We start from the raw sequence: 11,333 nt of genomic DNA, 5'->3' as shown, positions 1-11,333 counted from the left end.
TAGACATGATGAATATTGATCTGCATACCCATGGTAAATTATCTAAGAAATCTACGTTTTCCCCCGAATATTTTGCGGAGATGATGTTCGAAGCCAAGGCAAATGGATTACAGGCTGTAGCATTGACCGAGCATTTTAATACTTCTAATTTCTTTGCGATGTATGATGCGCTGGATCAGACTTATCCCTATAACGGGCATTATTACGATGTGAACGGACTTAAACTGTTTCCAGGCATGGAAGTGGATATCGCGGAGACAGGTCATATCCTATTGATCGGACTGAAGGAGAATGTTCTAGCTGTCCGCGCTTTACTAGATGAGCATACGCAGGAGGGGAATTTCATACCGTTTAAGCAGTTGCTTGATATGGCCGATGAACATAATCTTTGGAAAATCGGAGCCCACCCCTTCCGAACTTCTACGCCTTTACATCAACTGGATCCGGCATTGCTTCAGCGATTAGACGCTTTTGATTTCAACGCTAAGGATATTTACATGCAGGGGGTGGAGACTTATAAGAACCTGATCACGCCCTTTGCTGAGAAGCTGGGTGTGCCTGTGATTGCTGGCAGTGACAGTCATCAGTGTTTGCAGTATGGCAGTGTTGTGAATCGTCTGCAAGACTCCTGCTCAACTGTGGAAGAATTGAAGGAAGCTATCAAACAAGGGAACTATGAAATAGAGGTTTCTCCGTGTCTTCATACCAAAGTAAAGGCTTCGGTAATGATGAAAAAACTATTGAAGCAGTTAATTGGCGAAGCCCCCTCCAGAGATGAAGCGGAGTTAGGATATATGGCGTAGAAAATAGAAGAGGGTTGTTCCATAAGCCATGAAATGATGAAATGGCTACTGGGACAACCCTTTTTGTTGTTCGCTGGATTTCATTACTTTTGCATGTACAAAGATAACTATCGGACACAGATGACCTTAAACGCAGTTTTACTCCGCATTTGGGATGCTAACGGACTCCATAGCCACTATTGGCACGGAAAACACCATATATGAACCTCATTCTACGGAATAACGGCTCTGGAGTCCGAAACTCTGCTCAAAAGGCTGGAAATTTGCCAATAACGTCATCTGGGTCCTCAAATCTTAGAATGTATGAATTATCGTTTGTCTTTCGAATCTTTATTGCTGACACGGGTGGGTCTGGTCACCCAATTCGTGCGATTCATCGGTTTTACGGTATCAATTCTTGAATTGGAAGGTTCATTCGAAGGTTCTGTGGATTCAGTTTCAGTAGAAGCTGCACCCTCTTGATCTACGGTTTTTTTCCTCGATAGTCCTGTACCATCATGTTTGCCTCTGTTCCATACTCTACCCTTACTCATACATACACTCCATTTCTATACGCTTATTCATAAACCATATCATATAAGGACAAGTTAAGGAAGAAAGACATAACACAGATCGAAGAATTTTTCAAGTTATAAAGGTTACTGGAGATTTCATTTTATGGTGGCTATAATAGTACTGATATTGAAAGGAGAGTACTTATATTATGGCAATCAAGATCATAACAGACAGCGGTTCAGACCTACCCCTTGACTACATGGAGAAGTATAATGTTTCCGTGATCCACCTACCGGTTCATTTTGGGCATGAGTTAATGCCGGCAGATACGGACACGAAAAGCTTTTATGCTCAAATGCGCGAATCCAAGGAGCTGCCTACCACAGCTAGTCCAAGTCCCAACGAATTCCTTGAGAAGTTCAAGCAAGTGGAGGAGGGAACTGACATTATGGTCATTTGTATGTCCTCTAATATTAGTAGCACTTATCAGACGGCTATGATTGCTATGGAAATGTATAAGGATGAAGGACATACCAATGCAATAGAGGTTATAGATTCCAAAAACTTCTCAGGCGGGCTGTCATTGATTGTCGGCCTGGCGGCGCAGTGGTCCTTAACTTGTTCAAGCTTGCAAGAGCTCAAGGAAAAGGTACTTCAGCAGATAGAGGAAGTTAACGCTTATTTTACGCTGGACACTCTGGAGAATGTAATGAAAGGCGGACGTCTAAGTCGGCTCTCGGGAGCCGTAGCGTCTGTACTCAATATAAAGTTGCTGCTCAAAATCAGCGAAGAAGGCACTGTCGAAGTAGTGGAGAAGACCCGGGGTCTTCCAAAAGCACTGAATCGTCTGCTAGCGCATTTGGATGAGAAGCAGCATGATTACGAGAAAGCGGTTATCGCTATTGTACACAGTAATTGTGAGAAGCTGGCACTCGAGATTAAAGAACGCATTTTACTAAAGCATCCCTTCAAAGAAGTCTTACTCTCAAGCATGGGGCCGGTTATGGGAACCTATGCTGGGGAAGGCGGAATTGGCGTAGCTTTTTAAAGTAGTGATCCTCACAATCCAGACAAATTACGATCGTACATGGGACGGTTTCCCGTGTGCGATTTTTATTTTATTACTATGTGATAATTTAGCTATTCTTTAGATTGTGTTTAGGCTCTGTTTATAATCACAGAATATAGTTAGATGGGGGGATTATCATGTATACAATATTGATCGCTGATGATGAAGCAGAAATTGTGGAATTGCTAAGATTATATTTAGAGAAAGAGTACAACATTTTGGAAGCAAACAGTGGTACTGAAGCCTTAACGCAGGTACAGAACCATAAAGTTGATTTGGCAATTCTGGATATTATGATGCCGGGTCTGGATGGACTGCAATTATTGAAAAAGATCCGCGAGGTGCATCATTTTCCAGTGTTATTTTTATCCGCCAAAAGCGAACATCATGACAAAATTCTGGGTCTTGAACTAGGAGCCGACGATTATATTTCCAAACCGTTTAATCCATTAGAAATAGTAGCCCGTGTTGGAGCACTGCTGCGGCGTGTACATCATTTCGATGCGCAAGTCGTTGAGGAAAAAGAAGCTGAACAGATTGTATTAGGTGAATTAATGCTGGATCAAAGCCAGTGTCTGCTTTATCGTTCAGGTGAACCTGTGGTGCTTACTTCTACCGAGTATAAAATTTTGGAACTAATGATGAAGCAGCCTGGACGAGTCTTCACACGCAAAAAAATATATGAGGCCGTGTGGGAAGATTTCTATGTGTACGAAGATAATAGTATCATGGTACATATCAGCAATATCCGGGAAAAAATTGAGGAAGACTCCAAAAAGCCAGTATATTTAAAGACTATTAGAGGGCTGGGATACAAAATTGAAGCGCCTATGGAGCAATAGAGATCAACGACCTTTACAATCATCGCTGACGCTGGATTTTTTGTTGTTTATCTGTATTTTGTTTTTTCTCGTGATTGTATATTATTTGTTTATTAATCTTGATGTGACCCATATTTTTGAAAAAAATAAAATCGCTGATCCTGATTTGAAGGTGGAAGCTAGTGCTTATCGAGATAATCTGGAGCATGGGATAGAAACCAAACGTCTTCTGCGTAGCGGGGGATGGATCGAGGTCTTGGATCAAGACATGAAGGTCACCAAGGTTGTTGGAGAAAAAAAAGACGGTGTAACCCAATATACCAGTAACCAGCTTTTAAAAAGTTTGGAAAATGGAGAAGAACAAGCTTACTTTTACTCGTTGACCACGCTAAATGCTCAGAGCGAATCGGAGTGGCTGCTGCTGAAGCTGCCGCGGGAAGCTATCACCATCACCATTAATAGTGATCCCTTCGTGGCCTACTTTAATCATTCGCTTTCATACTACGTCTTTTTGGGTGTGGGAATGATTCTTTTGCTAATTATCGTGTACAGCTATTGGGTGGCGCGGCGAATCAGGAAACCACTGCGTATCATCACGCTTGGATTGAAGCAGATGATTCAGGGGAATTATGATACTCGAATCGCTTTATATGCAGAGAAGGAATTTTCGCAAATTGGAGAGACTTTTAATTATATGGCAGACGTAATTGAAAAGACGACCAAAGAAAAACGCCAGGCAGAGGAAAGTAAGAAACGGATGATGGTTGATCTGTCCCACGATCTGAAGACGCCGATAACGAGTATACAGGGCTTTGCCCAGGCGCTTGTAGAGGGTAGAGGCGAGGATGAAGAACGCCAAAAAAGATATTTAAGCTATATTTATAATAAATCCTCACAAGTTACTAAGCTGATTCAGAACATGCTGGAGCTGTTAAAAATAGATTCACCGGATTTCTTGCTACGAATGGAGCATCAAGAACTGGGCGAATTTATTCGTGAAATCATTGCAGATACCTACGGAGAGATTGAACAAAAGAATTTTGTTTTGCATCTAAATGTTCCCGAAGAGGATGTGTTCTTGAACTTTGATGCGGAGCTGCTCTCGAGTGTGGTTCATAATTTGATCTCCAATGCACTGATCTATAATCCTCCAGGTACACATTTGCGTGTGGAGGTGATTCCTTTGGAGAAAGAAGTCACGATTGAAATCGCTGATACTGGAGTGGGTATTCCAGAAGAGCTGTGGTCCACAATGTTTGATCCGTTTGTTCGGGGAGATAAAGCGCGGACAGCTTCGGGAGGGACAGGGCTAGGTCTCTCGATAGCTATGAAAAATACAGAGAAAATGGGGGGGACGCTTCATCTCAGTCGCCGAAAGAAGGAACCTACGGTATTCACCATCCGGATTCCGAAATAACGAGCTGGAAGACATCCAAATCAGAAGACGGGAGAGAAAGTATGGCTAAACTGAACAATTTCATCAAAGTTTGTCTAGCGATTCTTTTAGTGTTAGGCATTGTATTTTTAGGCTCACGCGTAGATTTTTTATTCACACCGATCCTGTCTTTGTTCAGTGTCATTATAGTGCCTTTAATGCTGGCGGGTTTCTTTTATTACTTGCTGCGGCCACTGATCGATACCTTGGAGAAATATAAGCTGAATCGTTCTTTGGCGATTATCATCGTATATGTAGTTATTTTAGTGCTTCTGTTTGCTTTTATTATCGGCGTTTGGCCTTCACTTCGCACACAATTAGTTAATTTCGTCGATAATATGCCGAATCTCATTGCCTCCTTGAATCAACAGCTATTGAAACTAGAAGATAATGAATTTCTGTCTGCGTTGATCCCTGCTGATGCGAATCCAGCCTCCACATTGACGGATTATTTGAATAAAGGGTTTACGCTGTTAACGAATTACGTATCAGGATTGTTCTCTTTTGTTTCGAATTTCGCGATCATTTTATTCACCTTTCCGATTATGTTATTCTACATGCTTAAGGAAGGTGGGAAATTCGGACGTAAGATTGTAAGTTTCTTTCCAAAGAAGTATCGTGAAGAAGGAACTACAATGATGACTGAAATCGACAGTGCGCTTAGTGGCTTTATCGTGGGCCGGGTGCTTGTTAATTTAGCCTTAGGCGTTCTGATGTATATTGGTTTCCTTATTATCGGCCTGCAATATGCATTGCTGTTGACTGTAATCGCAGTTGTGATGAACTTCGTGCCTTTTATTGGTGCGATACTGTCTAGTATCCCTATTTTCATCATCGGATTCATTCAATCGCCGTCTATAGCCGTCTGGTCCATCATCATTGTTCTGGTAGCGCAGCAGATACAGGATAATTTAATCGCTCCCTACATCTTTGGGAAAAAGCTCGATATTCATCCACTGACAACGATTATCCTGGTATTAGTTGGCGGTGATTTAGGCGGGATCATTGCGATATTGCTGATTATTCCGCTGTATATGATTGTTAAAATCGTCTTGACCAAGGCCTATTATTTGTTTGTCAAGCAACGCCGGGTAGAGATAGAGGTAGAGGAGAGTCCTGATATCTCTTAAGTTAATAAAACATTATGGAGGGATTTCTATGAATGAAGGAACGGAGCAAGGACTAATTCATATTTCAGATGATGTGGTGACTTCGATCGTCGGGCAAGTGGTTCTGGACACACCGGGTATTGCCGGCATGTCAGGAAGCAGTATCTCGGACAACTGGGCTAAACGTCTAAGCGGTAAAAATGTAAAAAAAGGAATGTCCGTTGAAGTAAAAGAAGTGGATGTTGCTATCGATCTTCAGGTCATAGTTAATTACGGATGTGTGATTCAAGAGGTCTGCTATATACTGCAGCAAAATGTAAGAAATGCTGTTGAGAATATGATGGGACTGTCTCTAGTTTCCGTAAATGTTAAGGTTGAGAAGGTCGCTCTGCCATTCTAAGAATAGCCCATTTAATAGGCACCGTAATCTAGGCTTCTGCATAGAATGGAGCAAATCCATTTACGGAGGTCAGAACATCCATGTCGACATTTAACACTGGGCAGCAACAGAATGTGATTTATCAGGCCGATCCTGCTGTGATCCGGCACCTGCACGGTGTCCGCGATTCCCTACATCAATCTTGCAAGCCATACCTTAACCATAAGGTGAACGTACAGACAATAGATGGCTTTGTACATGAAGGCGTTATAGCCGGAGTAGATAATAAACACTTGTATCTGAACGTTGCAGCTAATGGGCAAATGCCCCGCGGGTTTTACAACCCTCATCAGCCGTATCATCCTCATCCGGGCCCGGGACCGGGCCCATATCCAGGACCTTATCCAGGTCCCCCATACAATAATAATGTGATTTTACCGCTTGTGTTGTTTGAACTGCTTGCTATCTCTTTAATCTAGTGTTTGGGTTTAATTGAAGAAGGACATGTGCAGGATTTGCGGTCATACGTTGACGCATCCCGCCAGGTCCTTTTTTTGTAGGCGTAAAGTATGTGTTAGAAGAAGGTGTTCTCATTATCACTTTAGGGATATAATGGGTACAAACTCTGGGAGGTGGCATATGATTAGATACCCTTTTTTGAAAAAGAATGCGACGATAGGCGTTACAGCACCTTCATCTGGAGTAGGCATTCAAAATGCAGAACTACTAACACTGGCCTCCAGCCGGTTGAAGTCGCAAGGATTTAATGTCATTATCGGCGAAACGGCATGGAAGCAAGATAAGGCTAAATCAGCACCAGCCAATGTTCGTGGTCATGAGTTTAATGAGATGATCAAAGATGATGGAATCGATGTCCTTATTCCGCCTTGGGGCGGGGAATTGTTAATTGAAGCTCTGGAATTTATTGATTTTGATGCTTTGCAGGACAAATGGATCGTGGGATATTCAGATATAAGCGTCTTGCTGCTTGCGGTCACGCTGACAACCGGGTTGGCTACTGCCCACGGAGCGAATCTCATTGATTTACGGGGAGAGTATTCGGATGATACTACAACCCTCTGGCAGGCGGTTCTAGAGACACCAGTGGGTGGGTCCATTGTGCAGCATTCATCTCTTAAATATCAGCGGGAATGGCAACATGATGTGCCTTCGCCATGCGTTTTTCATTTGACAGAGGAGACTTATTGGAAGTCTCTAACTACAGATGCTGTAACGATGAAAGGACGTCTGTTGGGTGGTTGTATAGATGTAATTAGGCATTTGATCGGCACACCTTATGGAAAGCTCCAGCATTTTCAGCAAGAAATGATTCATGACGAACCTATTGTTTGGTATTTGGAAAATTGTGAATTGAACACAGCGGATTTACGCAGATCTTTAGTGCAGATGAAGCTGGCAGGGTGGTTTGAGAATTGTTCGGGGATTATGTTTGGCAGAAGTCCAGCTAATCGGCCTGTGGATAACTATACTGCCGAGGATATCTATGCTGAACTATTTGAAGAGCTTAAGGTACCGATCGTTTATGATATCGATTGTGGTCATGTCCCGCCGCAGGTTACTTTTATTAATGGAGCTTATGCAGAAATTGAAGTGGCAGACGGAGTAGGGACGGTAAAGCAATATTTCTATGAATAGCGTTATATCAAAAAAGGACAACCCCTCGGGTTGTCCCTTTTACTATCATTAGTTCCCTGTATTTACAATCGCTGTGATTTCCTCATCCAGGTCCAGTCTTACATCTTCACGATAGGCGCGAACACCATATTCGCTGAGCATGTAACGCAAGATCGCTTCAATCATATTGGACTCCACTAGAAATTGACTGCGGCCCTGTACCCAAACCTCTGCAGAGTAACCGGTATCTTCTTCCCAGCTCAGTTCTACCTGAACATCCTCTGGACGAACAGCCTTTCGTTCCGCCATGTGCAGACAGAGGGCATTGATGATCTCATCCATGCTTAGAACAATTGTAGACATTAGTAACGACCATCCTGTTCTTCTAAGCGGCGACGTTCTTTTCTACGACGGAAGAAGGACATCACGAGCATAACCAATACATAGATAGCTAGCATATTAACGGCAAAGCCTAGGAAGTCACCAAAAGCTCCCATTCCACCAAACATTCCACCGAATAATAATCCGGCCAAACCACCGATCATCATGCCTTTCATTAAGCTGCCGCCGCTGAAGAAGCCACGTTTTGTATTTGCAGCAGATCCTGCTGTGGAACTTTTAGTGCTGTCACTTTTTTTGATGTTATTTGTTGTTGTTGATTTTTTTGGAGTTGTTGAATAGCTGCGAGTGCCGGATTTGAATCCGCCGCCACCTCGACGTGCATCGGCAAAGTCTGGAGCAACCACTGCAAAAAACAGAGTGAAGGCCATTAGAATCATCATTACGCGTTTCATTGGTTTCATTTAGTACGAAAACCCTCCTGTGAGCATGAATTTTTGTGTATGGTCGGTAATACGCAGACATGCCCCACAAGGTTTCAATTTTATTTATCATAATTTATACTTTTATACACAAAAAAAGCGTGGATCCAGGATCCACGCAAACAGCAGTTAGAGAGTCGTCATTCGTTACTTATACCCATCAGCGACAAGCTCAAGCGCTCCGGTTGCCGGATCGATGATCATGCCATGGATAGGTACATTAGGGGGAAGCAGTGGATGACGTTTAATCAGGTCCACAGTCTGAATTACCCCTTCTTCGACATTGTCAAACCCACGCAGCCATTTTGTAAGTTTGATTCCGGAATTCTCCAGTGTAGACAGCACTTCTTCAGATACTCCACGTTCTTTAATGGAATTGATCATATGGTCCGCATTGAGGGAGGCCATACCGCATTCATAGTGTCCAACCACGATTACTTCTTCAGCATCTAGTTCGTATAGAGCTACCATTACACTACGCATAACACTACCAAAAGGCTGAGAAATAACCGCACCAGCATTTTTGATGATTTTGACATCACCATTTTTGAAATTCATGGCTTTCGGCAATAATTCAACGAGTCTAGTGTCCATACAGGTGATGATCAGCATTTTTTTGTCAGGATAACGACTGGTTAAATAAGCTTCATAGTCCTTATTCTCTACAAAACTTTTATTAAAGTTAATAATTTCTGATACGTGGCTCATATTAGCTTCCTCCCTTAAATTCCTTGAATTGTACTTACGTTGCGCATATCTCTTACCATGATATTGTTGCCATAAATCTGAGAATCACTGACCAGCTTATAGGAAGAGAAACGTTCCTCTGCATCGAGTCGCAGCTTGTCTTCATAAAAGATTTCCTGTTGCCGGCTTACGATAAAGGGAAGAGAATTCGTCTCTATCCTAGAATCGCCTTGCTCCACTTCTGAAACAATCAGTAACACATTAATTCCGTCACACCCGCAGCCTACCGTATCATAAAAGAGCTTGAAAAATCCTGGCTGATCTCCAAGCCTTTCCTTCAACTTCCTTTCTGCGAGAGGTGTAACTTGAATCATCATAGCCCTGTTCACGCTCCTTGATTTTTGTTCGAAGCATGCTCTGCTTCTTATGTAACTCATTAAATATTTAAAATTAGAGATGTATCTCTGAAGTTGATTATACTCATTCAAAAAAGTATCATCAAGAGGAGTCTGTAAAACAGAGAAAGCAGGTGGAGTAGAATGGAACAACAAGTAAAGGAACGATGGGAACAATTCAGCGAGTTATTAGCAAAAATTAGTGGATATTCAGAGGCCATAGAATTAATGCACTGGGATTTGCGCACAGGTGCACCACGTAAGGGAGTAGAAGTTCGTTCCGGTACGATTGGGATGCTGAGTGGAGAATTGTTCAGACTTGAGATTTCACAGGAGATGGGTGACTTTACAGCATTTTTCAGCCGTCCAGAAGTGTTGAGCCAGCTTACAGCTAATCAACAAAAGATCGTCAACGATTGCCGCAAAGAGTATGAGCGCAGTAAGAGTATTCCTTCCAAAAGATTTGAAGAGTACGCTGTCCTGTCTGCTCATTCCCAAACGATCTGGGAAGAAGCTAAGGAGAACAATGACTTTGCTACATTTGAACCTTATTTGAGTAAAATCGTAGCTCTGAAACAAGAGTTCATCGATTATTGGGGTGTAAATGGCACACGTTACGATACGCTACTAGATATGTATGAGCCTGATCTCACGGTAGAAAAGGTGGATGAAGTGTTCAGTCGCCTCCGCAGCCGCTTGGTTCCGTTAGTGGAAGCTATCGCTGCTTCACCTAATAAACCAGATACCAGCTTCTTGCAGCAGATTTTCCCTAAAGAGCAGCAACAAAAGTTTGGTAACTTTATTCTGAAGCAAATGGGCTATGACTTCGACGCAGGCCGCTTGGATGAGAGTGTGCATCCTTTTGCTACAGGGCTGAATCCAGGTGACGTTCGTATTACGACCGCTTATTTACTTGATAACGTGACTAGCGCCGTCTTCAGCTCACTGCATGAAGGTGGACATGCGCTTTACGAACAAAATATCAGCCAAGATTTAGTGGGAACACCACTGGCTCAAGGCGCTTCGATGGGGATTCATGAATCTCAGTCGAGACTATGGGAGAATATGATCGGCCGCAGCCGTGCGTTCTGGCAACGTTATTACGGTGATCTGCAGCAGCATTTCCCAGAGCAGCTTGCTAATGTAGATGTAGAGGATTTCTACCGGGCTATTAACAGTGTGGAAAATTCATTCATCCGAATTGAAGCAGATGAGCTTACATACAATCTGCACATTATTGTGCGTTACGAGATCGAAAAGCTTATTTTTAATGAAGGACTATCTGTCAAAGATCTGCCTCAGGTATGGAATGCTAAATATCAAGAATATTTAGGTATTACACCGCCTAATGATGCGCTTGGTGTATTGCAGGACGTGCACTGGTCCGGTGGAGACTTCGGATATTTTGCATCCTACTCTCTGGGAAATATGTATGCTGCCCAAATCTTGAATACACTCCGCAAGGAGCTGCCGAACTACGATGAATTGATTGCTGCGGGAAATCTTTTGCCAATTAAAGAATGGTTAACAGAAAAAATCTACCGTTTCGGAAAAAGCCTGACCCCTTCGCAAATTATCGAACAAGTAACAGGTGAGCCGCTCAGTCCAGATTATCTGGCTGATTATTTGGAGGAGAAATACACGGAGATTTACAAACTGTAATCCAGTGAGGTCCGCGTGGTAT

At 42.7% G+C, this 11,333-nt stretch carries 14 protein-coding genes; 9 read left to right on the top strand and 5 right to left on the bottom strand.

Annotated elements, in window-relative coordinates:
- Window positions 1-5 precede the first annotated feature (5 nt).
- Window positions 6-803, top strand: a complete 798-nt coding sequence (locus MHB37_RS19885; RefSeq protein ID WP_305953529.1) for a PHP domain-containing protein — start codon at window positions 6-8, stop codon at window positions 801-803.
- Between the two features lie 308 nt (window positions 804-1,111).
- Here the strand turns inward: MHB37_RS19885 and MHB37_RS19880 are convergent, their stop codons facing one another.
- Entirely contained in the window at window positions 1,112-1,336 is a 225-nt protein-coding gene (locus tag MHB37_RS19880; RefSeq protein WP_076190853.1) for a hypothetical protein, read from the bottom strand.
- A 170-nt stretch (window positions 1,337-1,506) separates the two neighbouring features.
- Here MHB37_RS19880 and MHB37_RS19875 point away from each other — a divergent pair, with 170 nt between their 5' ends.
- The 7 genes from MHB37_RS19875 (at window position 1,507) to MHB37_RS19845 (ending at window position 7,767) form a co-directional block, all read left to right on the top strand.
- Complete coding sequence (locus MHB37_RS19875) at window positions 1,507-2,346, top strand: DegV family protein (RefSeq protein WP_036688632.1); 840 nt, start codon at window positions 1,507-1,509, stop codon at window positions 2,344-2,346.
- Window positions 2,347-2,501: 155 nt separating this feature from the next.
- Complete coding sequence (locus tag MHB37_RS19870; protein WP_170914177.1) at window positions 2,502-3,209, top strand: response regulator transcription factor; 708 nt, start codon at window positions 2,502-2,504, stop codon at window positions 3,207-3,209.
- Complete coding sequence (locus tag MHB37_RS19865) at window positions 3,187-4,605, top strand: HAMP domain-containing sensor histidine kinase (protein WP_340033272.1); 1,419 nt, start codon at window positions 3,187-3,189, stop codon at window positions 4,603-4,605. The genes MHB37_RS19870 and MHB37_RS19865 overlap by 23 nt, the downstream gene beginning before the upstream one ends.
- Window positions 4,606-4,646: 41 nt before the next feature.
- On the top strand, window positions 4,647-5,753 hold the full coding sequence (locus MHB37_RS19860; RefSeq protein ID WP_076306638.1) for an AI-2E family transporter: 1,107 nt from the start codon (window positions 4,647-4,649) through the stop codon (window positions 5,751-5,753).
- 28 nt (window positions 5,754-5,781) lie between these two features.
- Window positions 5,782-6,132 (top strand): Asp23/Gls24 family envelope stress response protein, encoded by a 351-nt coding sequence (locus tag MHB37_RS19855; RefSeq protein WP_076127105.1) that lies wholly within the window; start codon window positions 5,782-5,784, stop codon window positions 6,130-6,132.
- 80 nt (window positions 6,133-6,212) lie between these two features.
- Window positions 6,213-6,590 (top strand): hypothetical protein, encoded by a 378-nt coding sequence (locus MHB37_RS19850; protein WP_036688624.1) that lies wholly within the window; start codon window positions 6,213-6,215, stop codon window positions 6,588-6,590.
- A 160-nt stretch (window positions 6,591-6,750) separates the two neighbouring features.
- Window positions 6,751-7,767, top strand: coding sequence for a S66 peptidase family protein (locus MHB37_RS19845; protein WP_405168394.1), 1,017 nt, complete (start codon window positions 6,751-6,753; stop codon window positions 7,765-7,767).
- 48 nt (window positions 7,768-7,815) lie between these two features.
- Here the strand turns inward: MHB37_RS19845 and MHB37_RS19840 are convergent, their stop codons facing one another.
- The 4 genes from MHB37_RS19840 to MHB37_RS19825 form a co-directional block, all read right to left on the bottom strand.
- Entirely contained in the window at window positions 7,816-8,100 is a 285-nt protein-coding gene (locus tag MHB37_RS19840; protein ID WP_036689115.1) for a YxcD family protein, read from the bottom strand.
- A gap of 8 nt (window positions 8,101-8,108) precedes the next feature.
- Complete coding sequence (locus tag MHB37_RS19835; RefSeq protein ID WP_081383222.1) at window positions 8,109-8,540, bottom strand: hypothetical protein; 432 nt, start codon at window positions 8,538-8,540, stop codon at window positions 8,109-8,111.
- Window positions 8,541-8,714: 174 nt separating this feature from the next.
- Entirely contained in the window at window positions 8,715-9,275 is a 561-nt protein-coding gene (locus tag MHB37_RS19830; protein ID WP_036688619.1) for a carbonic anhydrase, read from the bottom strand.
- A gap of 14 nt (window positions 9,276-9,289) precedes the next feature.
- Window positions 9,290-9,631 carry an iron-sulfur cluster biosynthesis family protein gene (locus MHB37_RS19825; RefSeq protein ID WP_341143246.1) on the bottom strand — a complete coding sequence of 114 codons (342 nt, stop codon included), beginning with the start codon at window positions 9,629-9,631 and terminating at the stop codon, window positions 9,290-9,292.
- Between the two features lie 162 nt (window positions 9,632-9,793).
- Here MHB37_RS19825 and MHB37_RS19820 point away from each other — a divergent pair, with 162 nt between their 5' ends.
- A complete protein-coding gene (locus MHB37_RS19820; protein WP_036688614.1) occupies window positions 9,794-11,311 on the top strand; it encodes a carboxypeptidase M32 in 1,518 nt (505 codons plus the stop codon).
- Window positions 11,312-11,333: the final 22 nt, after the last annotated feature.

Source organism: Paenibacillus sp. FSL H3-0286 (assembly GCF_045040705.1).
GTDB lineage: Bacteria > Bacillota > Bacilli > Paenibacillales > Paenibacillaceae > Paenibacillus_AQ > Paenibacillus_AQ odorifer.
This window is presented reverse-complemented; position numbering and strand designations above follow the sequence as displayed.